General features: G+C 59.0%; 26 protein-coding genes and 2 pseudogenes. 9 read left to right on the top strand and 19 right to left on the bottom strand.

Going from position 1 to position 26,314, the window contains the following annotated elements; translation table 11 throughout:
* Positions 1 to 81 precede the first annotated feature (81 nt).
* The 4 genes from HTUR_RS19785 to HTUR_RS27555 all read right to left on the bottom strand — a co-directional run bounded on the left by HTUR_RS19785 (position 82) and on the right by HTUR_RS27555 (position 4,001).
* Positions 82 to 1,323: a flavin-containing monooxygenase gene (locus HTUR_RS19785; RefSeq protein ID WP_012945108.1), complete on the bottom strand. Its 1,242-nt coding sequence runs from the start codon at positions 1,321 to 1,323 to the stop codon at positions 82 to 84.
* 240 nt (positions 1,324 to 1,563) lie between these two features.
* A complete protein-coding gene (locus HTUR_RS25725) occupies positions 1,564 to 2,586 on the bottom strand; it encodes a transcriptional regulator FilR1 domain-containing protein (protein WP_226377544.1) in 1,023 nt (340 codons plus the stop codon).
* A gap of 83 nt (positions 2,587 to 2,669) precedes the next feature.
* The gene (locus HTUR_RS28070) at positions 2,670 to 2,909 is read right to left on the bottom strand and encodes an FAD-binding oxidoreductase (RefSeq protein WP_049941962.1); all 240 of its coding nucleotides are present in this window, start codon (positions 2,907 to 2,909) and stop codon (positions 2,670 to 2,672) included.
* Between the two features lie 258 nt (positions 2,910 to 3,167).
* Entirely contained in the window at positions 3,168 to 4,001 is an 834-nt protein-coding gene (locus HTUR_RS27555) for a helix-turn-helix transcriptional regulator (RefSeq protein ID WP_187291501.1), read from the bottom strand.
* A gap of 114 nt (positions 4,002 to 4,115) precedes the next feature.
* Between HTUR_RS27555 and HTUR_RS19805 the strand changes: the two genes are divergently transcribed.
* Positions 4,116 to 5,924 (top strand): FAD-binding protein, encoded by a 1,809-nt coding sequence (locus HTUR_RS19805; protein ID WP_012945110.1) that lies wholly within the window; start codon positions 4,116 to 4,118, stop codon positions 5,922 to 5,924.
* 14 nt (positions 5,925 to 5,938) lie between these two features.
* Here the strand turns inward: HTUR_RS19805 and HTUR_RS19810 are convergent, their stop codons facing one another.
* From HTUR_RS19810 to HTUR_RS19825, 5 genes and pseudogenes are all read right to left on the bottom strand, one after another.
* Positions 5,939 to 6,931 (bottom strand): arsenic resistance protein, encoded by a 993-nt coding sequence (locus HTUR_RS19810; protein ID WP_012945111.1) that lies wholly within the window; start codon positions 6,929 to 6,931, stop codon positions 5,939 to 5,941.
* Between the two features lie 168 nt (positions 6,932 to 7,099).
* Positions 7,100 to 7,204 (bottom strand): annotated as a pseudogene (locus HTUR_RS28080) (glutaredoxin domain-containing protein); the annotation flags it as partial.
* A 15-nt stretch (positions 7,205 to 7,219) separates the two neighbouring features.
* On the bottom strand, positions 7,220 to 7,468 hold the full coding sequence (locus HTUR_RS19815; protein ID WP_012945113.1) for a SelT/SelW/SelH family protein: 249 nt from the start codon (positions 7,466 to 7,468) through the stop codon (positions 7,220 to 7,222).
* A gap of 85 nt (positions 7,469 to 7,553) precedes the next feature.
* The gene (locus HTUR_RS19820) at positions 7,554 to 8,021 is read right to left on the bottom strand and encodes a DUF6789 family protein (RefSeq protein ID WP_226377545.1); all 468 of its coding nucleotides are present in this window, start codon (positions 8,019 to 8,021) and stop codon (positions 7,554 to 7,556) included.
* An 84-nt stretch (positions 8,022 to 8,105) separates the two neighbouring features.
* Positions 8,106 to 8,513, bottom strand: coding sequence for a DoxX family protein (locus tag HTUR_RS19825; protein ID WP_012945115.1), 408 nt, complete (start codon positions 8,511 to 8,513; stop codon positions 8,106 to 8,108).
* A 153-nt stretch (positions 8,514 to 8,666) separates the two neighbouring features.
* Here HTUR_RS19825 and HTUR_RS19830 point away from each other — a divergent pair, with 153 nt between their 5' ends.
* The gene (locus tag HTUR_RS19830) at positions 8,667 to 9,035 is read left to right on the top strand and encodes a winged helix-turn-helix transcriptional regulator (RefSeq protein ID WP_012945116.1); all 369 of its coding nucleotides are present in this window, start codon (positions 8,667 to 8,669) and stop codon (positions 9,033 to 9,035) included.
* 55 nt (positions 9,036 to 9,090) lie between these two features.
* Here HTUR_RS19830 and HTUR_RS28670 read toward each other — a convergent pair whose 3' ends face one another.
* Both HTUR_RS28670 and HTUR_RS28675 read right to left on the bottom strand, forming a co-directional pair.
* Positions 9,091 to 9,726, bottom strand: a complete 636-nt coding sequence (locus HTUR_RS28670) for a winged helix-turn-helix transcriptional regulator (protein WP_226377546.1) — start codon at positions 9,724 to 9,726, stop codon at positions 9,091 to 9,093.
* 7 nt (positions 9,727 to 9,733) lie between these two features.
* A pseudogene (locus HTUR_RS28675) lies at positions 9,734 to 9,915 on the bottom strand (hypothetical protein); the annotation flags it as partial.
* Positions 9,916 to 10,033: 118 nt separating this feature from the next.
* On the opposite strand from HTUR_RS28675, the gene HTUR_RS19840 reads away from it, so the two are divergent.
* Positions 10,034 to 11,041: a sodium:calcium antiporter gene (locus HTUR_RS19840; protein ID WP_012945118.1), complete on the top strand. Its 1,008-nt coding sequence runs from the start codon at positions 10,034 to 10,036 to the stop codon at positions 11,039 to 11,041.
* 1,031 nt (positions 11,042 to 12,072) lie between these two features.
* Here HTUR_RS19840 and HTUR_RS19850 read toward each other — a convergent pair.
* On the bottom strand, positions 12,073 to 12,447 hold the full coding sequence (locus HTUR_RS19850) for a hypothetical protein (protein ID WP_012945119.1): 375 nt from the start codon (positions 12,445 to 12,447) through the stop codon (positions 12,073 to 12,075).
* 369 nt (positions 12,448 to 12,816) lie between these two features.
* Between HTUR_RS19850 and HTUR_RS19855 the strand changes: the two genes are divergently transcribed.
* On the top strand, positions 12,817 to 13,599 hold the full coding sequence (locus HTUR_RS19855; protein ID WP_012945120.1) for an HpcH/HpaI aldolase family protein: 783 nt from the start codon (positions 12,817 to 12,819) through the stop codon (positions 13,597 to 13,599).
* Between the two features lie 10 nt (positions 13,600 to 13,609).
* On the opposite strand, the gene HTUR_RS19860 is transcribed toward HTUR_RS19855, so the two are convergent.
* Positions 13,610 to 13,846 (bottom strand): hypothetical protein, encoded by a 237-nt coding sequence (locus HTUR_RS19860; RefSeq protein WP_049941964.1) that lies wholly within the window; start codon positions 13,844 to 13,846, stop codon positions 13,610 to 13,612.
* A gap of 792 nt (positions 13,847 to 14,638) precedes the next feature.
* Between HTUR_RS19860 and HTUR_RS28085 the strand changes: the two genes are divergently transcribed.
* Positions 14,639 to 14,971 (top strand): amidohydrolase, encoded by a 333-nt coding sequence (locus tag HTUR_RS28085; protein ID WP_264183130.1) that lies wholly within the window; start codon positions 14,639 to 14,641, stop codon positions 14,969 to 14,971.
* Positions 14,972 to 15,018: 47 nt separating this feature from the next.
* Positions 15,019 to 15,195 carry a hypothetical protein gene (locus HTUR_RS28090; RefSeq protein WP_226377549.1) on the top strand — a complete coding sequence of 59 codons (177 nt, stop codon included), beginning with the start codon at positions 15,019 to 15,021 and terminating at the stop codon, positions 15,193 to 15,195.
* A 16-nt stretch (positions 15,196 to 15,211) separates the two neighbouring features.
* Here the strand turns inward: HTUR_RS28090 and gdhB are convergent, their stop codons facing one another.
* The 6 genes from gdhB to hutU all read right to left on the bottom strand — a co-directional run bounded on the left by gdhB (position 15,212) and on the right by hutU (position 23,925).
* Positions 15,212 to 16,492: a glutamate dehydrogenase GdhB gene (gene gdhB / locus HTUR_RS19870; protein WP_012945122.1), complete on the bottom strand. Its 1,281-nt coding sequence runs from the start codon at positions 16,490 to 16,492 to the stop codon at positions 15,212 to 15,214.
* A 178-nt stretch (positions 16,493 to 16,670) separates the two neighbouring features.
* Complete coding sequence (arcD, locus tag HTUR_RS19875) at positions 16,671 to 18,146, bottom strand: arginine/ornithine antiporter ArcD (protein WP_012945123.1); 1,476 nt, start codon at positions 18,144 to 18,146, stop codon at positions 16,671 to 16,673.
* 344 nt (positions 18,147 to 18,490) lie between these two features.
* Positions 18,491 to 20,065 (bottom strand): histidine ammonia-lyase, encoded by a 1,575-nt coding sequence (gene hutH, locus HTUR_RS19880; protein WP_012945124.1) that lies wholly within the window; start codon positions 20,063 to 20,065, stop codon positions 18,491 to 18,493.
* Positions 20,058 to 21,275: an imidazolonepropionase gene (gene hutI, locus HTUR_RS19885; RefSeq protein ID WP_012945125.1), complete on the bottom strand. Its 1,218-nt coding sequence runs from the start codon at positions 21,273 to 21,275 to the stop codon at positions 20,058 to 20,060. Before hutI ends, hutH begins: the two co-directional genes overlap by 8 nt.
* Positions 21,272 to 22,186, bottom strand: coding sequence for a formimidoylglutamase (hutG, locus tag HTUR_RS19890; RefSeq protein ID WP_012945126.1), 915 nt, complete (start codon positions 22,184 to 22,186; stop codon positions 21,272 to 21,274). The genes hutI and hutG overlap by 4 nt, the downstream gene beginning before the upstream one ends.
* Positions 22,183 to 23,925, bottom strand: a complete 1,743-nt coding sequence (hutU, locus tag HTUR_RS19895; protein WP_049942012.1) for a urocanate hydratase — start codon at positions 23,923 to 23,925, stop codon at positions 22,183 to 22,185. Before hutU ends, hutG begins: the two co-directional genes overlap by 4 nt.
* An 86-nt stretch (positions 23,926 to 24,011) precedes the next feature.
* Here hutU and HTUR_RS19900 point away from each other — a divergent pair, with 86 nt between their 5' ends.
* The 3 genes from HTUR_RS19900 to HTUR_RS27560 all read left to right on the top strand — a co-directional run bounded on the left by HTUR_RS19900 (position 24,012) and on the right by HTUR_RS27560 (position 26,159).
* Entirely contained in the window at positions 24,012 to 24,656 is a 645-nt protein-coding gene (locus tag HTUR_RS19900) for a helix-turn-helix domain-containing protein (protein WP_012945128.1), read from the top strand.
* 459 nt (positions 24,657 to 25,115) lie between these two features.
* Positions 25,116 to 25,925 (top strand): superoxide dismutase, encoded by an 810-nt coding sequence (locus HTUR_RS19905; protein WP_012945129.1) that lies wholly within the window; start codon positions 25,116 to 25,118, stop codon positions 25,923 to 25,925.
* A 96-nt stretch (positions 25,926 to 26,021) separates the two neighbouring features.
* Entirely contained in the window at positions 26,022 to 26,159 is a 138-nt protein-coding gene (locus HTUR_RS27560; RefSeq protein WP_187291508.1) for a hypothetical protein, read from the top strand.
* The last annotated feature ends 155 nt before the right edge of the window (positions 26,160 to 26,314 follow it).

Here is a 26,314-nt window from a genome sequence, read left to right on the forward strand (position 1 = left end):
TGTACAATGTGAGCCTCTCCAGGCTCGTGCCAATGGACTCCCGACGGGCGGCCCTCGACTGGGGGCCGACGCCAAACTCGGCTACGAGTGCTGTGGAAGTCCGTCCACCGATCCGGCATCTCTCGGACGAGGCCGCTGCTGCCGCGCCGTCGACGTCAGGTGGTCGACGACATACTTCGCATCCCTGCCGACGCCGGTGAACAGCCCCGACGTCATCGCATACAGGAAGAATAGGCCGACGAAGTACAGCCCCGGCTCGTCCGGGACAACACCGCGCACGTGGACGGGCTCCTTGGGCTGTTCCTTTCCATCGAAAACCGGGAGGTCTATCCACGAAAAGTCAGGGCGGAAGCCAGTGCACCAGATTACGTTCTCGACGTCGAGAACGTAATTGTCCCCGACGACGGGGCGACCGTCGCGGACGCCGGTCATACGAGGCACCCGCTCGACGCTGGCCGCGGTTAGGTCACTCGGCTTCGTGCGCACTAGCGGACCGCCCTGTGAGAGCACCTTCGGGCGGATATGGCGCCCGATCGGCGTCCCCGTCGTGAATATCCGGTGGAAGAGCACGCGCATTACGAACGGGACCCCGAGGTGACGGCCGACCCACGAATCGATGTGAAACGGCACGTGGCCGACGTCCCGGCCCGACAGCCACGTTTCGTGCTCGTCGGCGACAGCGAGGTCCCGGAGGGACCTCTGGCTCACGGCGCCGGAGGCACCGTGAACAGGGCGAGACGCGGAGCGTCTCGCTTGCAGCCGGCGCGAAGCGCCGGCAACGTCGAGGGCGATCTCGGCACCGGAGTTGCCCGCCCCGACGACGAGCACGTCCCCGTCCTGGAGCTGAGTGGAATTGCGGTAGTCGCTCGTGTGCAACTGGACGATGTCGTCGGAAAGTTCCGCCGCGAAATCCGGGACCGTCGGGACCTGATAGCTCGCCATCGCTACCACGACGTTGTCCGCCTCAATCCGTCGGTCGCCCGCGGTGACGAGGAAGCCATCGCCGCTCCGTTCCAACCTGTCCACGCGGACACCGAGTTCGACGGGTAGGTCGAACCGCTGGGCGTAGGTCTCCAGGTAGTCGGCCACCTCGTCCTTCGTGGGGAAGGCGTACGGTGAGCCCGGATAGTCCATCCCCGGTAGGCTCGAGTAACGGGCGGGCGTGAACACCCGGAGGGAGTCCCAGCGGGCCCGCCACGCGTCGCCGACGCGGTCGCTCGCGTCGAGGATGACGAAGTCCCGGTCGTGCTGCTGCAAGTAGTATCCGGTCGCCAGTCCGGCCTGGCCGCCGCCGATGACGACGGTGTTGTGTCGTTCGGTCATGTGTTCGTTCCTCGATAAGCGTACGCGCCGGAGGGAGATGATGATGCCGCGTGCAGGATTTCACGCCCTGAAATCCTAGGCAAGCCGGGTGCCTGCTACGTGAGAGGCTCTCGACTGACTGGTTTGCCAGTCCGATGGTGGTGGTCGTCGCCAGCGGTGTTAGGACGGCGCGAGGGATTCGAAGCCGGCGGGGTCTACCGGGGTCGCCTCTGCGCGCACCTGCTCGAAAACCGAGATGGCCTAATCACGGGCCTCCGGGGCGTCGGTGTCGATGACCGCCACGAGCGTCCCAGTCCCAACGTCGTGGCAACAGATACCGGCCCGTTCGTCCACGATGCCGAGGCCGCAGCGGTCGCCATCGGGGAGGTGGTTGTGGACGAGGACGGTCGCGTTCTCGCAGGAGGTGACCTCCATGGTTCGGTCCGGGTTCCAGACGAACATCCCCTCCAGGACCTCGGGCGTGAACACGTACTCGAACGTCATTCCCTCGAGGACCGCACCGCAGGTCGTCTCGAGGTTGCTCGACTTGTAAACAATGTTGTCGAACCCGCGCAACGACGAGGTCGACGCGATGAGTTGACTGAGACGCTCGACGGGCTCGTAAGGGTAACCTGGTCCGGGGTAGGAGACCACCGCGTCGGCGAAGAGGTCGACGGAGAAGCCCTCTCGTACCCACTCGATACATTCGTCGTCTTTCGACGGGGCTTCCCAGTGTGCACCGACGGTCACGATAAACTCGGTCTCCCGATGCGGATACGCGGTCGCGTCCGACGGAACGTCGTTGACCGCGCCTCCGACTTGGCGGATGAGAACTTCTGACTGCGGGGTAGGGGCCTGTTCGCTGTACTCGACGATAGTGTCGATAGCCTCGTCGGTGAGCTCCGTGAAATTATGCGCCTTCCAGTAGTTCCGTTCGCCCTCACCGTACAGGTCGTCTAAGCGACTCTGGGCCTCCGTATAGTTGGTCGGCGCGACAGCGTCGGCGATGGGGTCACCGTACTCGCAGAGCGGTTCGAGCACGTTCTCGCCCTCTTCAGGGTCGCCAGCGTAGAACTGCACGACCAGGAGGACCAACGTTCCGTGCACGTCCTCCGGAAGAAACGGGAGCGGCGGCGCCGCCACGCTGTCCACCCAGACACAACACTCTCGCGGCGCGTCGTGTGCGAACTCACGGTAGTGCATGAGGACGTCGGGTGCGTCCTCGTACGGGTAGACAGCCGGCCCGAAGAGCACCTCCGACCCGACCTCATGTAGGTCAAACACGAACGAGGTGACGATCCCAAAATTCCCACTTCCGCCGCGAATAGCCCAGAAGAGGTCCTCGTGTTCATCTTCACTCGCGGTTACTACCCCCCGTCCGCGGTGACGACGTCGACCGATCGCAGATTGTCGATTGCGAGGCCGTATTTCCGGCTGAGCCAGCCGATCCCGCCTCCCAGCGTGAGGCCGGCGACACCAGTCGTTGAGACGACACCACCGGGCGTGGCGAGCCCGAACGGCTGCGTCTCGTGATCGAGGTCACCCAGCGTGGCGCCCGCTCCGACGCGTACTGTCTGTTCTGTCGGGTCGACTCGGACGTCGTCCATCTCGTCGATCTAGGCTAAGAACCTAGCTAGATATTAACAAGCGAGAGAGTAGTGCGAGGGAAACGAAGTCGATCCGCTGCAAGATACGCGCTGTGTATTCAGCAGACACTGGACGAACTACCGCACCGTTGTCTAGGGGTACGTGCGAGATACAGAGGGTGTATGCAGAAACGGAGATCAATTTCTAAAGAATCTCTTGACTGGCCGAAAGCGTGAGAGAGAGCACGTCGTTCGACCAAGCTGAGTACGTACCTCGGTTCACATCGTAAGCTCCAGCCCTCCCCGCTCCATGGCCTCATGGAACTCCTGATGTGTAAACTCCTCCATCAGGACTGCTTCGGATTCATACACCTCATAGACGGCCTCGGCCCATTCTCGCACTTCCTGTGAACCCGTATCTACGAATACGCGAAGCTGCCTGGCGTCCGGTTCACAGACGCCGATCCCGACGCGATCGTCAAACACAGCGAGGCCAAACGGGAGACAGTCGTGCAGCTGGATCGTGAGATAGCCGCTCATGCACGCTTCCATGCACTTCTCCGGATACTCGTCGAGGGCGTTCTTGGCGGCTTCGGGCAGGACAAGATCCTCCGTTTTCATTCCACTGACGATGCGGTCCTTGATTTCCTCCATATAGAGCGGGGCGATCCCGTCTACGTCGAACCCATAGAGCGTCTCCGTCTCTTGCATTAGGGTGACGAATCGTGCCACTGGGCTGTAGGGATCACCACGTTCGGCGCTCGTCACGGTCGCGTCAGCGAACGCCTCAGCGTCGATCTCAACTGGTGCATCCTTCACCGCATCCAAGACGGGTGCGAGCCGGAGTGCCGACCCGGCGTCTCGTTTGAACGTGGTGAGCGCGTCCGTGAGGAGTCGCCCCGCATCGGTAAGCTGGAAACGACCATCAACTCGCTCGATAACGCCAAACTCGTCGAGTGTGCGTGTATGCCGGTGGCAGGTGGCCCTCGAGACACCCAGCCGATCTTGGAGCTCGCCTCGGTCGAGTGCCTCCTGCTGGAGTTCCTCAAGCAGCGCCGAGCGTCGGAGCATGTCGATCAGCCGGTCGGTTTCCTTGGACTCGGCCGTCATCATACCCATGAATTCACCGTCCGCTACAATAGGTCTGTCTCAGGAGGTGAGACGGTCTCAGCTTGGCCGAAAATATCACTAGTTGATTACATATATTCCTCAATCGTAGCCTCAATCATGTCTCACCGAGACACGGCCACCCCGGTCGACCAGGAAACGCTCGGCTGCACTCTCATTGATGCGGCCTGGAACGAGAGCGACCGTGACCGAATTGCCGACCTGTATGCCGACGACAGCGTCATCAACGACTCGTCGGAGCCCACCGCTGGAACCGGCCCTGACGCGTACGAACGGTACGTCACACGCCACACGGACGCCGCCGCTGAACTGGAACTGACAATAGACGACACCACCGTCGCAAACGGAACGGTAGCGATTCAGGTGTCCGGGAACGCCACCCCAGAGGGTTACTTCCTGGGCCATGATCCAGACCGAGAGGACGGAGCGGTCACGTTCTCGGGCCTCGAAGTCCTCAGCGTTGAGGACGGGTCTATCGTGGAGTGGTCAGGAACGCTCCTCTCCGACGCCACCGTGGACGCGTTCGTCGAAGAGTTTCACGGGGCCGTGATTCGTCCGGGCGACGGCGAGTACGACGAGACACGCGCCGTCTGGAACCGAGTGATCGACAAGTATCCGGCCCTTATCGCCCGGTGTACCGGCGTGGCGGACGTCATCGATGCCGTTGACTTCGCCCGAGAGAACGATCTGCTGGTTGCCGTCCGCGGCGGTGGCCACAACGTTGCCGGGACAGCTGTCTGTGATGGCGGGTTGGTGATAGACCTTTCCCGGATGAAGGGCGTTCACGTTGACCTCGACGCCGGGGCCGTTCGAGCCGAAGGGGGCGTAACGTGGGGCGAACTCGACAGGGAGACGCAGGTCTTCGGGCTAGCGACGCCCGGTGGGGTCGTGTCGATAACCGGCATTGCGGGGTTGACCCTCAACGGCGGGATGGGGTGGCTTCGCCGGAAGTACGGGCTATCCATCGACAACCTCGTCTCAGTGGACATCGTGACCGCCGACGGCGAGTTCCTCACCGCGAGCGAGACCCAGAATCCCGAGCTGTTCTGGGGAATTCGTGGTGGGGGTGGCAACTTCGGGGTCGTCACCAGTTTTGAGTATCGACTCCATCCAGTCGGTCCCGAAGTGATGTTCGCTGCGACGATGTACCCGCTCGGGACGGCCCATGAGGTACTGGTTTCGTGGCGTGACTTCATGGCGGACGCCCCGGAGGAGGTTTCCTCAGAGGCGATCTTCTGGTCTGTTCCTGCTGTTCCCGATTTCCCCGACGAGACGCACGGTGAGCCCATCGTCACCGTCGCCGCTATGCACTGCGGCCCCGTCAAAGAGGGACGGCGCGTGCTCCAGCCGCTGCGCGAACTCGCTGAGCCACTTCTGGATCTGAGTGTCGCCGCGCCGTACACGCAGGTCCAGACGATGTTCGATCCGTTCTTTCCCGAGGGCGAACTGTGTCACTACTGGAAGTCGATTAATCTTGACCGGCTCGATGATGAGATCATCGATGCTGTCGTCACGGTCGCCAAGGATCGTCCTGACCCACGAATCCTCATTCCGATCTGGCATCAGGGCGGGGAAATGGATCGAGTGGGCGCAACCGAGACTGCCTACGGGGACCGGAGTACGAAGTATATGCTGAGTCTGGATTCGACGTGGGAAGACCCTTCGGACACCGAGAAAATCGTCGCGTGGACGCGCGAACACTGGGCAGACATGCATCGCTTCTCTGACGGCAGTCTGTACTTGAACTTCCCCGGCTTCGGTGAGGAAGGCGAAGAATTAGTGCGGTCGGCGGCCGGCCGAGAGAACTTCGACCGGCTAGTCACGCTGAAAGAAGAGTACGATGCCCGGAACCTGTTCCGGCTTAATCAGAACATTACGCCGGCGGCATCACCGTCTGGGGAGAAGTGAATGAAATTCGCAGTTTATGTGCCTGACGGAGTCTGGGATGGTGCGTTCGGCAGGAGCCATCCCGGAACAACTCGCGTCAGGACGACCATCCCGGTCAGTTCGATGAGCGTCTGCGTCACGACGACCGCTGGCGCGAGCGCATACCCTGACGGCAACGCCAGCGCCAGCGGCAGAATAACTAGTGAGTTTCGCGTCACGGATGTAAACACGAGAGCACGACTCTCACCGACATCCATCCCGAGAAGTCCGGCAGCAAGTCGACTGAGCAGGGGCATGATGACGAGGAACACTACGTACACCGGAACGACAGCCGCGATTTGACCGATCGAATTCTGGACACGTGGCAGTTGGGAGGCGATGACGACGAACAGCGTCACACCCATCATCGGCACCGGCAACCATCTCATTACGTCCTGGCACTCTTCGACACGTTTCGACCGATCTGCCCAGAGTTCGGTCGCCCAGGCGAGCGCTAACGGCAGCGCAATGATCACGACGAACGCCTCGATGAACGGTCCAGCCTCGATGAACTCAGCCACCTGCTGGCCCATGAACAGCCAGAGGTACACGGGGAGCAACAGCAATTGCACGAGCATCAGCGCCGGCGTCGCGGCAGTGATCTGCTCGGCGTCACCACCTGCCAGATCCGTGAACGTGATGACGTAGTCGATACACGGCGTCAACAATACCATGAACACCCCAACGAGCAGCACCGGCTCCTGCGGCAGGAACCGCGTGAGACCGAATACAACCACTGGGACGACCACGAAGTTCATTCCGAAAGCAGCTATCATGAACCGCCCATTCCGGAACGCTCGTCTGATCCGGACGAACGGTATCTCCAGAAAGGTTACGTACAACAACACCGCCAGGATGGGATTGATAAGCAGTTCCAAGAGTGAGCCTGCACTCGGTTGCCCGAGGCCGACCCCGATTGCAAGGAGGACGGCGACGGCGTATAATCCGACTTGGTTGTGTTGAATCCACTGTTTCGAGAGTCGTATCATAGAGAAGTCACTGGCAGCGTTGAATTGTGATTCTGAGGAGGGTTGGTAACCCAAAAATCACCAAGGCGGGTGCGGCAATGTATCGAACGAATCGCTGACCGTTGGTGTTGGTGTGAATCATCAGCTATTGCTGGGGACGGCCATGCTGTCGTTTCGCGTCTTGCCTGCGGTGGTTCGCGGGTTATGGATGACGTACGAGACACCAAGCTCGGTCAACGCTTTGCGAACTTTCTTCGAATACCGACAACTCTCCGCCTGATAGAGTTCGAGCATGGAATTTAAAGAGGGTTAGGCCTCTGATAGAAGCCTATCATTGATTGCGTCCACGATGAGCTCCAAGTCGAGGTCAGCACCGTGAACCCCCTTCTCCCAGATGGTCTCGCCGTCGGCGGTCACAATGAATACCCCTCCATGGCCGGGGATCAGGGTGACGCTGTCCAGCTCTTGTCCAAATTCGTTCAGGAGTCGGGTCTGCGTTTCAATTGCGGGGTTAAGCAGTCCACAGGGTACGCAGTACTTGATTTCAACTGAGGTCATGCCTATGCTCTTCTCAGGGAGGAATCACCGTAAAGTTAAGACAAGGGTGTTCTGACCAGGTTAGCGTGGGCTAACCGATTTCTCATCAGTCAGCGGTTGTGGGCGATTCTCCGCTCATCGACAATAGTTCACGATCCAACGCCCAGCCGAGCACGCCACCGTAGACAAGGTGTAGAACGAACGTGGCAACGGCTATTGCCGGCGTGATCTCCGTCCCGAATAGTCCCCAACCGAGGAACGGCAGGAACGTGACTTGCATCAACGCCCAAAGGCCGACACCGAGAGCGAGTCCATTCCGGATTGTCACGGGGCGAGCAATCCATGCGAGGATAGCGCCGAATACGCCCCCATAGCCGAGATGGAGCCCGATCGCGAGTGCCATCAGCATCGGCTTCGGGAGATAGCTGCCGAAGAGTTGTGTGACCACCGCTTTTGGGATCGGCTGTGACATCGGGGATTTCCCCGAAACCACTGCGAGAAACATGAGAATTGACATCACAACTGTCGCGGCGACACCGTAGCCGAATCCCGCTCTCAGTCTGTGTTGTGTCACACACGAAGAGACCGTGGGCAACTAAATAAGGCTAAGACAAGGTCGGACTGACGGAGTCACCAACCCACACTACGTGAGGGTGACCTAACCGAGTAGTCGATTAGCAGGCTGCCAGACGGCGTCCATATCAGTCTTCAGGACGAGAAGTGTGAGCGCTCCGAACAACACGCTGAGGTTCTTCCAGTCTGGTCCGACGTACAGTATCGCGACGAGCATCACTAGAATGAGTGACACAGCCGCAAGGCGCTCACCGACGCCAGCCAGCAGCAGGAAAACTGCTCCGACTTCGATGATGCCTGCAATGATGACCATCAGTTGAGGGGAGGGTATCCCGACCGCATCGAAGAATGAAACCGAATTCTCGTGGGTGACGAACTTACTCAGCGCTGGTTTCGCGACGAGTGCGACAAGAACGAGACGAAGACCGCTGTGAATCCACTCTGGAATTAACTGCTGCAGTGACTGAATGCGATCGACAGAGGTGTCTTCCATACTTAGAGGTGTCCAAGACCTCGGATAAGTGTAAGCGAAGCTGGTACTAATGGAGTACTGTTAGCTAAGTGGCTGTGTATCACCTACCAACTCAGGAACGCTGACTTAGTAGCGGTATACTAATAGCTCCACATCCAGTACCACTAGCAACGAATGAGTAGAGCACTCGAAGAAGAGGAGTGCATCGCATCGTGGTGTGCTGACGATGACTGGTGTACCGTGACGTGTACAGCCCATCTCATCGGGAAGAAATGGCATCCGGTTATTGTCCACCGCCTGCTCGAACATGGCCCGCTCGGGTTCAATGCGCTCAAAGACGAAATCGAGTCGATATCCAGTACCGTCCTCTCGAACAGCCTCGAGGATTTGGAAGACAACGGACTCGTGAACCGAGCGATCGTGAGCGAAAAGCCGTTCCGGGTCGAGTACTCCCTGACTGAACAGGGTTCCTCACTCGAACCCGTAATCAACGCGATGGATGCCTGGGGGGAGGAGCATCTCCAAGAGACATCTTGTAACTGAAATCGATTCTCCCCCTGAGTGTGTCCAGCGGAGGACTGCTCCGAGGAGCTAAATCCTACGGAGGTGTCTGAGACAGCGCTTGCTGTTCAAGCGGTGGGCCCATCTGCACCGCTCGGTTATTCCCGGGAGATCCTGTTGCTGTGAGCGCAGCTGCGAGTCGCAGCCACGAGCCGACTCGGTGGTGATCGAGTAATCGCGACGGATCCGGTTGCCAGAACAGCACGCTACCGAGTAGGTCGTCGGGACCACCATATCGCGCTGGCGGGAGGAGTGTCTCGAGAAAGGCGTCGGTGGCGTCGAGGAGCGTCTGGTTCTCCTCGAGGACAGTTGGAACAACCGAATCCCGGCGTTCAACAGCCGTCTGAAACGAGAGCGCCAAACGATATCCGGTCTCGTCAATCCGGATGAGAGCGAACGCCTCGAGCCGGTTGCGATAGTTTCGGATGGTCCGTGCTGAGACGCCCGCTCGGTCGGCGAGGTCCCGCTGTGAGATCCGGCTCTCGGTAGTGAGAAGCGTGTGGATGATTCGACCAACGGCCGGTGGGAGGTCGGCAAGTAACTGCTCGGGTTCGAGCGTACCCAGGGCATAACGGAGTTCATCCGGTCGGAGTTCTCGGTGTTCGTCGTCGGGAGCGAGTTGCTGCAGTGCTCGAGCAGCGGCGTACGGCGAGCCGGTCAGCGCGTGGAGCAACGAAACAGTCTCTCGAGCGCTCGTGGTCTTTCAACTCCGACTTCAACGCTGCTTCGTCGGGTATCTCGCCGTCTTCGTCCCACCGTTGTTGGATGTAGTAGCGTCCGACATTCCACAGCTTGGATGCGGAGAACTCGCATTGTCAAGGGCGTCACGCACCTGACTAACGAGATGCCCCTGGCAACCCAGACCACGTCCCCGTCGTGAATGGTGGGCTGGGAGAACTACACGGCGGTCCTCGCTCGGCGTCATTCACTTTCGTTCGAAGGAAACACATCTTTCATCGCGTGTCGACAAACGATAATCGATGCCAGGACTGCTCGGCTCCCTTGTTCTCGTAGTTGTCGCAACACTCGTCATCTGGAAAGGAAGCGGATACTTCGAGCAGGCGGCAGAGCGACTGAGTAAGCACTATGGGTTACCTGTCGCCGTCCATGGTGCCATCGTCGTTGCCATCGGTTCGAGTTTCCCCGAGATCAGTTCCATCGTCATCAGTACGGTCGTTCACGGCGAGTTTTCCCTCGGTGTCGGAGCAATCGTTGGGAGCGCCATCTTCAACCTCCTCGTGATTCCAGCTCTTTCAGCCCTCTCTAGCGAGGAACTGGAAGCGACCCGCGACCTCATTCACAAAGACGCGCAGTTCTACGTCATCAGCGTTCTCGTCCTATTCATCACTTTCGCACTCGGTGCGACCTACGTTCCAGGGGGAACGAACCGTGCTGCGATCCTGACACCTCCGCTGGCTCTGCTCTCACTTGCCACGTACGGAATTTACGTCTTTCTCCACCAGCAGGATGCTAGTGAACACGTCGCTGACGATTCTCTCGATGTACGTCCAGCCCGAGAATGGGGAGCGCTCGTAGTAGGTCTACTCGTCATTACCGTTGGCGTTGAGGGAATCGTCCGTGCCGCCCTCTCACTCGGAGCGATCTTCGACACGCCGAGTTTCCTGTGGGGGTTGACCGTTATCGCTGCCGGAACGAGTCTGCCCGACGCATTCGTCAGCGTTCGCGCCGCTCAGAATGACGACAGCGTTACCAGTCTTACGAACGTCCTCGGAAGTAATACGTTTAACCTCTTGGTCGCTATCCCCGTCGGTGTCCTCTTAGCGGGGTCTGCGACCATCAACTTCCTCGCGGCGATTCCAACGATGGGGTTCCTCGCGTTCGCTACGCTCGTATTTATCGTGTTTACTCGGACTCACCTCGAACTTACCAATCGCGAAGCATACGGTTTCCTCGGACTGTACGGGCTGTTCCTTCTCTGGATGATTCTCGAATCAATGGGTGTTATTGAGACCGTCCAGGGAATCTAATCGGTATTTGGTCCAAATGATTTAATGGATATTTGACTTCTGACAGTCAATTCCACTGAATAGTTTATATGAATCTCATAATTTCGGTGATTAGTTCGCACACGTACTTACCGAACCACCCGATTCAGTTTCAGACAAAGTTCTGAAGGGAAGAACCGGGCTACCATCGACTGGTCAGGCGCGAGAGGGGATCAAGCGCAAAGCGCTTGCTGCTCGAGCGGTGGGCCTATTTGCACCGCCCGGTTATTCCCGATAGATCCTGTTGCTGTGAGCGCAGCTGCGAGTCGCAGCCACGATCCAACTCGGTGATGATCGAGTAATCGCTGGGGGTCCGGTGGCCAGAACAGTACGCTGCCAAGTGGGTCGTCGGGATCACCGTATCGCGCTGGCGGGAGGATTGACTCGAGAAACGCATCGGCGGCGTCGAGGAGCGTCTGATTCTCTTTGAGGACGGTTGGAATAACGGGATCGTGGCGTTCGGAAGAGTCTGGAACGATAGTGCTAGGCGGTACCCGGTCTCGTTAATCTGGATGAGAGCGAACGCCTTGAGCCGGTTGCGATAGTTCCGGATGGTCCGTGCTGAGACGCCCGCTTGGTCGGCGAGGTCCCGCTGTGACAGGCGGTTTTCGGCTGTGAGAAGCGTATGGATGATTCGACCAACGGCCGGTGGGTGATCAGGGAGCAACTGCTCGGACTCGAGCGTTCCCACGCATAGCGGAGTTCGTCCGGTCGGAGCTCTCGGCTGTCGTCTTCGCTGGCGAGTTGCTGGAGTGCTTGGGAAGCAGCGTACGGCGAGCCGGTCAGCGCGTGGAGCAACGACACAATCTCTCGAGTCGGTCGTTCTCTAAGGTAAATCAGAGAAGCTGTCTGGTTACGTATTTTTGTCAAGGAAATCACGAGTTGATTCGTCTCCATCTGCGGCGAACTGCTCAGTGACATCAAGTGCATCACTTCTCATATCAGAGTGGTCCAAGGCAGGTCTGAGTAGTCTCGCAGTCTCCTCACTGAACCGGATTGCATACGGGAGTCTTCTAAGTACGACGCTTTGAAGCGATGAACGGTAACGTTCGTTCGATCAACTCGGTAAGGTCGTCCGGGCTGACCTTGTCTTGGATCAATGGCAACCACTCCACAAACCACTGCATTTCATTAGAATACGTCTCAAGGTCGTCTACCTGTTCGAGTCGTTGTTCCCGGAGTCGTCGGACCTTCTCCCACTTTTGGCGGATGTCTTCGTTATCCTTCCCGGATCGCCACAACCCCCACGCGATCTGCCGAGCGAATTCCGGTTCGTCACGGTCATAGAGGTAGGTGATGAGTCCTTCAGGATCATCCAGATCTTCGTAGTCACTCTGCATCGGGCGTGTCACCTCTTTTATTTCGTGCAGATTCGGCTGACTGGTCATCCACACTGTCCGGCGACGGGTAAGTAACGGAATGAGAATCGGCGGTACGACGGAAACGGAAATCGGCGCGCCGCGGTTCGCTCGGTGGGGCAAACGAACCGGGGAGTGACGGACGCGCCGAGAGGCAACTCGGTGTGCTGCTGTCGGTCGAGGAGTGATGACAACGGTGCCGACGGGTGCCAGCGGGTGATCGCACCGTGTCATCGTGCATAAATTTCTCGCACCTAATAGTTATTTTACCCGCTCTGTCGAGGAAGACGAAGCGCGAAGTGAGTTCGAAGGTGGCGGAGTTGCGATTCGACTGCGACCGCACGCGGCTACAATTCCGCCACCGGTAACCTTTTTTCACGAATCGGCAAACAGGGCGGCATGACGTTCCACTCCGCCCTGCGGGACCGAGAGCCGCTCGTCGGGACCTGGGTCGCGCTGAGCGATCCCGCGATCGCCGAACTCAGCGCCTGCCTCGAGTTCGACGCCGTGATGATCGACGGCGAGCACTCGACGAACTCGATCGAGACGATCACCGAGATGGCTCGCGCAATCGACGCCGCCGACGTCGACCCCGACCCCGGGGCGATCGTCCGCCTCTCGGAGAACGATCCAACGGAGATCAAACGCGTCCTCGATGCCGGCGTCGACGGCGTGATGGCCCCGATGATCGACACACCCGAGGACGCGCGGGCGCTCGTCGAGGCCACCCGCTACCCGCCCGAGGGAGTCCGCGGCGTCGGCTACGGCCGCGGCACCGAGTACGGCGAGGCGTTTCCCGAGTACCTCGAGCGCGCGAACGAGGACCTCGTCACGATCGCCCAGATCGAGACCGAAGCCGGCCTCGAGAACGTCGAGGAGATCGCCGCCGTCGACGGCCTGGACGGCCTGTTCGTCGGCCCTGCAGACCTCTCCGCCGCGCTCGGCATCTTTGGCGAAACCGACGGCGACGAGTTCGTCGAGGCCGTCGATCGCGTGCTCGAGGCGGGCCACGCCGTCAACAAGCCCGTCGCGACGCTCGCGTTCGAGGAGGACGAGATCGAACGGTGGGTCGACCGCGGCTTCGACTTCGTGCTGGCCGGCGTCGACATCGACTACGTGAAGGCGGGCGGACTGCGGGCGAAGGCGATGTTCGAGGACGCGATGGAGAAGCGAGACGGGTAAGCTGCGCGTCTCAGTTCCCGTCGTCAGTCGTGTCGGGTGCGAGCGCCGTCGGTCGCGGTCGCGGTATCGTTCGGGTCGCGGCGTCGGGATCGACGAGCAGGACCTCGGGTAGCGCGCGACAGCCACAGAGGGCCGCGACGGCCTCCATCGGTCCTCGGATCGTCACAGTTGTGACCGACTGCCCGCAAAGTGGGCAATCCGGTAGCGAGATCGACTCGTTGGACGGATCCTCGAGATCATCGCTCATGCTCACCGCCGACCGTCGATCGTGGCAGTAGCTGGTGGGGTGAGAGCGATGGTACTCTCCATCCTCGCCATCTGGAGCATAGAACTGTGATTTTTCGATAGGGAGACAGTAGCGATATCTAGCTGTGCAGTTCGCGTTCAGTAGCGCCCGTAGCGTGTGCGCTCTCGTCACTCAACGTCATCGGCCTCCTCGAGTTCGTCCAGGTTCTCGCGGGTGGACAGAGTACAAGGTCCCGAGCGGTGAGGCGGGATTCATCAAGCCCAGCTACCGGAACCGAGACGTCGTCAAAGGTGGGTTCCAATACGACGACTGCAAGACGACGACGGCGCTGTCTCTCCACCCTAAAGGACGGGGCTTTAGCGTGTACAATTCAGATAAAGGAACCGTGCTACCATCGACTGTTCAGGCGCAAGAGGGTGTCAAGCGCAAAGCGCTTGCTGCTCGAGCGGTGGGCCCATCCGTACGGTTCGATTGCTTTTGGTCGATCCTGTCGCTGTGAGTGCAGCTGCGATTTGTAGCCAGGGACCGACTGCCGAATGATCGAGTAAGCGCGAGGGATCTGGTGGCAAGATCGTCTCGAGGAATGCATCGACTACATCGAGTAGCGTCTGACTCTCCTCGAGGATGGTCGGGGCAACCGGATTGCGGCGTTCGGCGCTGGTTTGGAACGATAGCGTTAGACGATACCCGTTTTCGTCGACACGGATAAGATCGAGTGCCTCGAGTCGGTCTAATCCGGCTTCCGTGTGGCCACCGTGTAGGAGCGCGTTCGCGAAGGCCTACGTCGAGTACATGCGAGAGGAGATCCTCGACCCCGATGACGGAATCTACGGCCTGGCCCCGATTCCGTACGGCGACGTCTACGCCTCGATGAAGATTCTCGACCGCATCGAGAATGACGACGCCTACGTCGGCACCTGTTTCGTCACCGCTGGTGCGACGCCGCCGCTAGGCAACCGGAAGTATGGCCCGCTCTACGAGCGCTGCGGGGAGTTGGACATCCCGGCGGTCTTCCACACCGGCGGCGCCGGCCTCGACGAGTACGTCCGCGCGGGCTACCAGAAGATGATCAAGACGCACACGCTGGGCTTCCTCGAGTCGGACATGTCCCAATCGTCAGTCTAGTCTGCCAGGGCGTCCCGGAGAAGTTCCCCGATCTGGATATCGTCTTCATGGAGTCGGGCATTACCTATCTCCCCGGCCTGATGACGCGTCTCGACGAGGAGTATCTCAATTACCCCGAGGAGGCCCCGCTGTTCGAGAAGAAGCCGGGCGAGTACATCACCGACTTCTACTACGGCACCCAGCCCCTACAGGCCTCCGCGGAGACCGAGTACCTCGAGAAGTGAAACCTGTGGTAGAGAATCAGGGCCAGAGACCACGCGCCTCTTTCGCTGCCCCGATCCGTTCAAGCGCAACGACGTATGCCGCTTCCCGCCAACGGAGGTCGCGTTCATCGACTTCGGTTTTGACGCTATCCCACGCGGAGACCATCTCCGACTCCAGTTCACTAACGACGCGCTCTCTAGACCACTGTCGGCGATTAATGTCTTGTAACCACTCGAAGTAGGACACAGTCACGCCACCCGCGTTCGCAAGAATATCTGGTAGGACCTTAACATCTCGATCGGCGAGAATATCGTCTGCTTCGGCAGTCGTCGGACCGTTCGATCCCTCAACGACAATGTCCGCTCGGATTTGATCGGCGTTACGCGACGTGATGACGTTCCCGATTGCGGCCGGGATGACAACATCGACGTCCAATTCTAAGAGCTCCACATTGGTGAGCATGTCCGGGGCATCATGTTTTGTGACCCCCTCCGGCTCTTCCTTATGCGAAGGGACGGTTTGGGTGTCAAGCCCGGTAGCATCATAGATAGCCCCGTTTACGTCACTGACGGCAACGATAGTCGCTCCCCACTCGTCGAGGAGACGGGCAGCGTTCGCCCCGACACTCCCGTACCCCTGAACAGCAACCGTTGAATCCTCGATATCCTTCCCGTAATATGCTATCGCTTCACGGACGATTATTGCGACGCTCCGACCAGGTGCTTCCTCACGGCCGTAGCTCCCACCGACGACTGGAGGTTTCCCTGTTACAACACCGGGAACCGTCTCCCCCTGTTGCATACTGTAAGCGTCCATGAACCACGACATCGTCTGCACGTCTGTGCCCATATCGGGCGCTGGAATGTCCTGATTTGGCCCTACTTCATCGCGGATCTCTTCAGCGAATCGACGAGTGAGGCGCTCTTTTTCGTCATCACTGAGGTCTTTGGGATTCACAACGATACCACCTTTGCCACCGCCAAACGGGAGATCCATCACAGCACATTTCCAGGTCATCCACATCGATAGCCCGATGCACTCCTCTGCGGTAACGTCTGGATGATACCTGAGTCCACCCTTGTAGGGACCACGAACGTCGTCGTGCTGTGCACGATAGCCGGTGAAAACCTCGACCTCGCCGTTGTCGCGCTCAAGTGGAATTGAAACTTCGACCACTCTCGACGGGTGTTTGAGACGTTCGACGACACCCCGATTGAGATCGATGTACGCCGCCGCATCGTCGAGTTGACGGCGTGCTGTTTCGAGCGCGGATATGTGCTCTGTCTCGTCCTGGTCTGTAACCTGTGTGGATGTCATAACTGAATGTTGGTGTAGTCATATTTCGGAGTCCTCACGTTCCTAGTGTGACTCATTTTGTGCAAGTGGGCAGCGCGTTTCACACTAGGTCATGTAAACGAGATAGCAAAGCGAGAGAGGCTCCAAACGGACAATATTTTATATACGCGATGCAGTCGCTGCCAGATTTGGACCGGGATTAATCCTCACCCGCCGATGCTGATCCGACGTCGTCGGTTGGTAACGTGGTTTCCGCAGTTTCGGTACGGTTTTGGGTTGCGATCTGCCAACCAGTCAAGCCCATGAACAGGAGAACAAGCGGTGAGAGGAAACCGAAGAAGTAGTAGGGAGCATACTCCAGCGTGGAAACGCCGAGCGTTCCGGCCATAAACAATCCACCGCTGCTCCACGGGATGAGTACACTTGTTGTCGTTCCAGACGCTTCGATAGCGCGGGAGAGGTTCTTCGTTTGTAATCCCTGTTCGTCGTACAGGTTTCCGAGAGTCATACCCGGCACAACGATACTTGCGTACTGCTCCGCCGCGAGAATGTTCATGGAGATGGCTGAAAATGCAGTGACGATAGTGAGGCTCGCAACATTGTGGCAAAGCCGTCCGAGGTGATGGGCGAGAACCGCGAGAACGCCAGTCCGATCTAGCATTCCGCCCAAAGACAGGGCTGCGATAGCAATCGTTACAATCCAAGCGCCGCCAATTAACCCGCTACTCTGTAGTAATCCGTTCACGAGTTCCATTCCCGTTTCGGGGGCGGTTCCAGATTGTGCAGCAGACCATGCGACACCGAATCCGGTCCCCTGAACGAGTATTGAAGTGGCGACCCCCGCGAAGACACCCGTTCCGAGGGCAGGCAGCGCAGGGATCCCGTATAGTGCAAGCCCGAAGGTGAGAACTAACGGAAGAAAGACAATCGGTGACACGACATAGGTGCTTTGAATAGCCGTTTGGATCGCTTCGACGCGACCGGCAGGAATGCTACCGGCGGTGTTCAGCCCGAGAACAGCGTATAATACGACCGAGATTGCGAACGCGGTGAGCGTTCCCGCCTGCATCGCATTAATGTGCTCGTACAACTCGGTGTTCGTTACTGCAGCAGCGAGATTCGTCGTATCTGAGAGCGGAGACTGCTTATCCCCTGTGTAAGCCCCGCTGAGGATAGCGCCGGCGGTCATCGGCGCGGGAATACCAAGTCCCGAACCGATGCCGATGAGAGCCACACCGAGTGTTCCGGCCACCGTCCAAGACGAGCCGACCGCAAAGGCGATCACAGCGGCGAGGACAGCTGCTACTGGAAGGAATACTGTCGGTGTAAATAACTCCAACCCGTAGTACATGAGACTCGGGATAGTCCCCGCTTGGATCCACGAGGCGATGAGGGCGTAGACGGTAAACATAATAAGAATAACCTTCATCCCCATTATGAGACCATCTGAGATGCCGTCGTACAGATCTGCCCACGATAACCCGAGATGATAGCGAGCGAATAACCCAGTGAATGCGATCCCCCAAAAGAGTGGGAATTGTGGATCCAAGCCGAAGACAACGATACCGACGCTGAGGAAAGCGATCATCCCCGCGATTGGGACGAGCGCCGCTGCGAGCGAGGGGCGTTCAGCCGGATCGATGTCCTCGAACAGACGGGGTTCGAATTCGACCATCAATACACCTCGTTGACAAAGTCGTCTGGAATGACGATACCGTCAGACAGCGACGATGATAAATTCAACCGGGGGTGTCCGACTGCCACTATCACCCGTTTTGTCGGACGGGACACGTCGCCGACTTGTTCGAGAGATGGAGACGTATCCTGTCCTTGTCGCCGTGCTACGATACAATTATTCCGGTCACGTGTGAAATGTCCGTGTGTCATACCCCTACTAACAATAATTATGGATAGTTGCAAATAGAATCTGTTTCCCTGTGGAGAGGGATTTAAGTACTTCATTACGATGTTCGCGAGTGCTAGCAGACGTGCCTTCCGAGAAAAATCAGAAGGTTTCCATTACGACAGTGGCTCGTCGAGTGCCGTTTCGACGGCGTCGAATAACGTATCGGAGCGAAGGATCGCCAGCATAGACGTGATGTCTCGATGGATCGGCCGGTCTTCGTTGAGGTGAGGGACGTGTTCGCGAATTGTGTGATAGGCCGCGTGGGTCCCGAGGCCGGGGCAACAATCCTCAATAAAATCGAGCGCTTGGGCCGCACAGGCCAGTTCGATCCCGACGACACGAAGCGTAGAGTTGACGGTTTCGCTCGCGATATGGGCGCTCTGTGCGCTCATACTGACGTGGTCCTCTTGATTCCCGCTGACGGGGATGCTGTCCATCGACGGGCGTCCCTGCGAACGGTTCGTACTCACGAGGTCTGCGGCGGTGTACTGGGCGATCATATACCCCGAGCGAAGGCCGCTCCCTTCAGTCAGGAACGGGGGCAGATGTTCTTCCTGAACATTAGGGTTGAGCATTCGGTCCATCCGCCGCTCCGAGATCGAGGCCAATTCCGCGAGACCGCTCGTGACGTAATCCAGCCGAAGGGCCAATGGTTGCCCATGGAAGTTCCCGCCTGAAAGGACGGCAGCCCGCTCAGTGCCGCTTGCGCGGTCGTCCGCGTCGTCGGCGGGGAATACGAGCGGGTTGTCTGTCGCGCTGTTGAGCTCCGTCTCGACGGCTTCACGGAGGTGTTGGATCGAATCCCGGACCGCACCGTGTACTTGGGGGAGACAGCGAAGCGAGTACGCGTCCTGCACCCGGTCACAGTTACGGTGCGACTCGACGATCTCGGAGTTCTGAGTGAGCCGACGGACGTTCTCCGCGCTTTCGGTTTGCCCCTGATGTGGCCGGACGCGCTGGATACTGGGATGTGAGCTCGCGGTCGTACTCATCGTCGCTTCCGTAGTCATCGCACCGGCGATATCCGCCGCCCGCATCGCACGTTCAGCGTCACACACGACGAGCGAGGCCAACCCGACGGTCAGTTGGGTCCCATTGATGAGCCCCAGCCCCTCCTTTGCATGAAGCGTCGCTGGTTCGAGGTTCTTCCGCTTCAGGGCCTTCCCACCCGGAAGTCGTTCACCCTCCACAGTGGCTTCGCCCTCTCCTGTGACGACAAGAGCGAGGTGGGCGAGAGGGGCGAGATCGCCGCTCGCACCGAGACTCCCTTTCGCCTTCACGACGGGATGGACCCCTTCGTTTATCATCCCTGCGAGAACGTCAACGATCCGCTCTCGGACGCCGCTGTACCCTTTCACCAGCGCGTTGAGCCGGGTGACGAGCATCGCTCGGACCTCGTCCTGATCGAGTTTGCGGCCCGTTCCGGCAGCGTGGCTCCGGACGAGGTTCTGCTGGAGCGTTTCGATGTCGTCCTCGGGTATCCGTTCCTGGACGAGTTCGCCGAATCCCGTGTTCACACCGTAGACGGCCTGCCCGGACTCGACGATGTCGACGATGCGCTCGCGTGACTCGCGAACGCGCTCACGGGCCTCCTCCGGGATACGAACGGTGGCACCGTGCCGTGCGACGCGTTCGACAGCGTCCGGTGTGAGCGATTCCCCGTCGACGACGACTGGTTCGTCAGTCATGGCGGACCACCTCCCCACGCTTTACGACTGTTTGGACGTTTTGCACGCCGAAATTGTACGGGAGGTGCTGATAGTCGGGCACGTCGGCGACGATTAAGTCTCCGGGCGAGTTCTCTCGAAGGATACCCGTGCCGTCCGTTCGGTCGATAGCGTTGGCAGCCGTAACTGTTGCGCTACGGATAGCCGAGGCGGGACTCATACGCATACCGTTGCAGGCGAGTTCGATTGCGAATTCCATACTCTGCGAGTAACAGTTCGGATTGAAATCGGTCGCGATAGCGACCGGAACGTCCGCCGCTTCGAAGGCTGTCGCATCAGCGTAGTCAGTCGCGAGCGAAAAGGCAGTCCCCGGCAGGAGAACGGGCGTTACGTTCGCTTCGCCGAGCGCTGTGATGTCCGCCTCGGTCGACTGCAGCAAATGATCCGCGCTCGTGGCCCCGATGTCGGCAGCCAACTGTGATCCGCCGAGTCGCTCGAACTCGTCGGCGTGGATCTTCGGTTTCAGCCCATGTTCCTGCCCGGCTTCAAGGACGCGCCGGGAGTGATCGACAGAGAAGACGCCCGCCTCACAGAAGATGTCACAGAACTCGGCGAGATCATTTGCCGTCACCGCAGGTAGCTGCTCTTCGACGACCCGGTCGATGTACGCGTCGGTGTCCGTGTCATCGGGCACAGCGTGAGCACCCATGAACGTCGGCACCACGTCAATCGGGTGGCGGTCGGCCGCTTCGCCGATTGCTTCGAGCATCTTCATTTCCGTCTCGACGTCAAGCCCGTAGCCGGATTTCACTTCGACCGTCGTCGTCCCATGGGCGAGCATGACGTCGAGACGTGCGAGGAGGCTCTCGACGAGGCGGTCGCGGGAGGCCTCGCGCGTCGCTCGCACAGTTCGCAAGATGCCCCCACCTTCTTCGAGGATGTCCTGATACTCCGCGCCCTTGAGCTTCGCAGTGAACTCGTCAGCGCGGTCGCCCGCAAACACGGCGTGTGTGTGGGGGTCGACGAATCCCGGAAGAACCGTCTTTCCGGCGGCGTCGACGGCATCCGTCGCGTTCTCTTCCGGGTATTCGCGCGTGACCTCATCGGTCGGTCCCACTGCGACGATGACACCATCCTCGATTGCCACGGCTCCGTCCTGTGTCGTCATCATCCCACCATCGTCAGTTGGGGTTGTGACTTGGGCCGCGTTGTGGACGACGAGGTCAGTCACGCCGACCACCCGGAGAGGAAGTGTGCCACAGTACGGGCTGCAGCATCAACGGTTCGCCCGTCGGTGTCGAGTGGCGGCGCACACTCGACGAGTTCGAAGCCCGCAAGTCGTTCGTCGTCGGAGACGAGACGCATGAGTCGGAACAGTTCGCGTGGCAGTAACCCGCCGGGCGTCGGGGCGCTAGACCCGCAATAGCTCGCATCGAGCACGTCGATATCGACACTGCAATAGATGCGGTCGACGGTGCCGAGACTCGAGAGTGCCCGGTCGACGGCTTCGGAGAGGTCTGCCGCGACCTCGTCGGCAGTCACGACCGTTCCCCCGTTCTCACGGACATAGTCGTGATAGGCGGTACTCGTCTCGAAGTGTCGAGCGCCGAGACAAGTGTAGCTGTCAAGTCCGGCCTCGTGTAACTGCCGGTAGGGTGTTCCGCTGGTCGGTCCGTCTCGGACTGTTCGAACGTCGAGGTGGGCGTCGATGTTGAGGACACCGACGCTGGAATCCTCGAGCAGCGGAGCGACGTTCGGGACGGTTAGTGAGTTATCGCCACCGAGAAAGATGGGGAGTGTATCGAGGGCGTGAACCGACCTTGTAACCTCTTGGACCTCATCCTGAACCTCGGTAACTGAACCTGTAGGCACGTCGATGTCCCCGAGGTCAGCGACGCTATTGATGGCCCCCGTATCGAAGTGATGAGTCTTCACCCCTGCCAGCGCGTTCCTAAGTGCTTCTGGACCTTCGGCGGCGCCGCGCCGGGAAATAACCGCGCCGTCGTACGGCTCGCCGACGAGGACTGCATCGAATTCGTCAGCCGTGTCGAGGTCAGTCCCACTGACGACGTCGCCGAACTGCTCGTCTAGGGGGTCCGACGACGGCCCCGACCAGTTTAGTGGTGTGGTGAAACTACTCATTTGTTCTCAGCCATCGGGACGTGGACATCCGAAGTCGTTGCCTCGTTGAGCGCTTCGTCGTACCCAGCGTCGGCGTGGCGGATGACACCCATGCCGGGGTCAGTCGTAAACACGCGGCGGGCCTTTTCAGCAGCGAGGTCGGAGCCGTCGAGGACGACGTGGTTGTTGGTATGAAGGGAGTTGCCAATACCGACGCCACCCCCATCGTGAACGCTGACGATATCAGCGCCGGCAGCGCAGTTGAGCAGAGCGTTCAGGATAGGCCAGTCGGCGACGGCATCCGAGCCGTCTCGCATAGCTTCAGTCTCTCGGTTCGGGCTAGCCACACTGCCAGCATCGAGGTGATCGCGTGTGACGACGACGGGCGCCGCAATCTCGCCTTCGTCGACGAGTTCGTTAATTCGAAGCGCAAATCGCGCACGCTCGGTTAGGCCGTCGTCGCTCTGGTACCCGAGCCAGCAGACACGGCTGGGGAGACCTTGGAACGAAACCTGTTCCTGTGCGAGATCGATCCAGCGGTGCAGTTGGTCTTTCTCGGGAAAGAGTTCCTTGATAGCGTCGTCAGTCCGATGGATGTCCTCTTCGTCTCCAGAGAGAGCGACCCAACGGAAGGGTCCCTTCCCCTGGCAGAACAGGGGTCGGATGTACGCCGGGACGAACCCCGGGAAATCGAATGCGCTCGCCATCTCTCGGTGCTCCTCGACTTGTCCACGAATGTTGTTCCCGTACTCGAAGGCCACCGCACCGCGCTCTTGCATTTCGAGGATGCCTTCGACGTGACGTTGCATCGTGTCGAGGCTCTCTTCGACGTACCGGTCGGGATCCGCCTCGCGTAACGCGTCGGCCTCCTCCACAGTGTAACCGGCGGGGTAGTAGCCTTCGAGTTCGTCGTGCGCGCTTGTCTGGTCGGTGACGATGTCCGGGACGAAGTCGCGTTCAAGCAGCCCGTCGAACATATCGGCAGCATTCATGTGGAGGGCGATAGAGAGCGGTTCACCGTTCGCTGCCGCATCTTCGGCCATCTCAATAGCCTCGTCCAGGTCGTCTGTCTTCTCCATACAGTAGTCCGTCTCGATCCGTCTGTCGATCCGGTGTTCGTCGACCTCAGCCGCGATACACACGCCATGATTCATCGTCACAGCTAGCGGTTGTGCTCCACCCATACCACCGAGGCCAGCGGTGACTGTGACCGTTCCTTCCAGCCCCTCCCGCTCGGGGAAGTGTTGGCGAGCCGCTTCGGCCAATGTCTCGAAGGTCCCTTGAATAATACCCTGCGTTCCGATATACGCCCACGATCCGGCGGTCATCTGGCCGTACATGATAAGCCCCTTTGATTCAAGTTCGTGGAAGTGCTCCCAGTCGTCCCAAGCGCCGACCAGGTTCGAATTAGCAATAAGCACCTGTGGCGAACGTTCGTGAGTCTTGAATCGGCCGACCGGTTTCCCCGACTGGACTAGTAGCGTTTCGTCATCGGCAAGCGTCCGTAGCTCCGAGAGAATCGTATCGTATGCATCCCAGCTCCGGGCTGCCCGACCAGTACCGCCGTACACTACGAGATCTTCCGGTTTCTCTCCGACTTCCGGATCGAGATTGTTGTTGAGCATTCGGAGGGCGGCTTCCTGTCTCCACCCCTCACACTCGATATCCGTCCCGGTGGGTGAACCTTGATACTCTAGCCACTCCGACGAGGGACTGCCGATCTTATCTGTCGAGTCATCGTCCGTCTGTTGCTGTTTCATGCGTACGTATATCATTAATTAGTTGGCCGATAGCTTTGGTTCTCCCTTCGGAAAGGGTTTTAAATGGATGGGCTGAATAGCGGCCCATGTACAAGGCGGTGTTCCGGATCAAAAGCGACAGTCCGTACGCGAGTTCGACGGCACAAAACAATACCCGGATCGAGTTGTGGTGTAACGATCACTGTGACTTACTCCATATCGCTGGCGACCAACAAGCAGATGTCGTGGAACATGTCCGTTCGGGAGTTGGTGTTCGTGAATGCATCGAAAACGGCAGCAACCAGACCATCATTACTGAAGCGTGTCTGAAGGAATACGGAGACGACTATATCGAAGCTCATCTCGCCGCTAACGACTGTCTCCTCTTACCGCCGCTTCGATACGAACACGGCGCGAAAGTAGTCCGCGTTCTCGCGCTTGACCCCGCTAACCTCTCAATGCTGTACAGCGATATCTCGGCGGAACACGAAGTGACGGTTGAGTCCAAACAAGAGCTGGCAACTGTCAGGTCAGAGACGCCTGTGCTGTCGGTCAGCACGTTCCTCCCGAACCTCTCTGATCGCCAGCGGAACGTATTTCTGACCGCATTTGAGCAGGGTTATTACGAGATACCACGTGGAACGACGACCAGCGAAATCGCCGAGATCGTGGGTGTCGGTCGCCGGACGGTAGAACACCACCTTAGACGCGCCGAAGAAAAATTCGCGAACGCGTTCGCAGAGTACCTATAGACTCTTCGGACGCTCTCGAGGCGGTCGCGATCGTAGGTGGGACGGCTATTCTTTCCTTCGAGCAAGTCCTCGAGTAGCTATATCACCGCCGAGACGGTACAGGTCCGATTCGATCAGGATCGGTGGCAAGGCGGTCGCGGGTGTAGCTGGCACAGACGACGGCGACGACGAAGATGTAGAATAGGGGCTCGAGGGTCTCGAGGATGGTCCTACAGCCCGAATGCCAGCTATCCACTGGCTCCGTTGTGATCGCGGAGGGTCTGGATCCTGATGGGATTGAGGCCGCGCGATCAGTATGGGTAATTCAAGTCTTGGGTCTGGCCACCCAGAATTTCCCTGTCGAAAATTACCGTTGGATAAAGGTGGGGAGGGGTTCGTCTCAATTGAACAAATGGTTTATTTAATACCTTCTATCGCCGGGAGAGTTTTGATTGGATGGAACGTTGATCTCGCGAGCACATGGCAAACGAATCGATGCTCCCGATCGGACAGCGCCGCGACGTCCTGCAAACAATCGGCGGACTGACCGGTCTCGCGGTGGTTGGATCGACTGCGACGGTGGGGGCCGACGATAACGATGGCGACGAAGGCAGTCAGGTTTACGACGCGACAGAAAACGGACGGTACGCGCTGCCAGAACTCCCCTATGAGTACGGCGCGCTCGAGCCCCACATCGACGAGCGGATCATGGAACTCCACCACAGCGAACACCACCAAGGGTACGTCGACGGGGCGAACGATGCCCTCGATGCGTTCGAAGAGATGCGCTCTGACAGCAACTTCGAGGATATCAAGGCCGTCAAACGGGACTTCTCGTTCAACTTATCCGGCCACGTCAACCACACCATCTTCTGGCAGAACATGAGTCCCGACGGCGGTGGCGCACCTGACGGCGAGTTCCGATCCGCGCTCGAAGACCAGTTCGGTTCGTTCGAGGCATTCCAGAACGAGTTCAGTACGGCCGCGGAGAACGTTGAGAGCAACGGATGGGCGATGCTGTTCTACGAACCGATCGCTGACCTCCTTGTGATCGGGCAGGTCGAATCCCAGAACGGGCTGGCCCACCAGGGTGCGATCCCGATCCTGACGCTCGACGTCTGGGAGCATGCCTACTACCTCCAGTACGAGAACGAACGGGCGAGTTATATCGAGGAATGGTGGAACGTCGTCGACTGGACGGACGTCTGCCAGCGCTACGAGTTCCTAACCCAGACTCGAGCCAACGAAGTGTCTGAAGACGGCGCGGACGGCAACGAAACGGACAACTGATCGACTCTTTTTTGTCGCTCATCCCAATAAGTCGTAAAACCAATTTTGCTGACAGTCTAAGAATCAATTAACGGTGGGCGAAAAAGATAGATGTCTATGGTCGACGATCCGCGTCCCCCGCTCCCCAACTGGGTGACGGACGTCTACACCGTCCTCGAGACCGCCCAGAAGCATGAGGAGTCCGAACCCATAGATACAGATTTGCTTTATCTGCGTAGTTTTGGAACTACCTGACATATGTTCCACGTATGTCTGCTACATCATCAATTCCGTTGGTATCTATGCGATAGATTTCTAATATGAAATGTATCTATATCCCCCTGCGGTTGCACGTCACGAAGAGCGATTACCTCATCGTCAGAACTCGAGGCATACCGGAAAGTACACTT

It is taken from the genome of Haloterrigena turkmenica DSM 5511 (genome assembly GCF_000025325.1).
Taxonomy (GTDB): domain Archaea; phylum Halobacteriota; class Halobacteria; order Halobacteriales; family Natrialbaceae; genus Haloterrigena; species Haloterrigena turkmenica.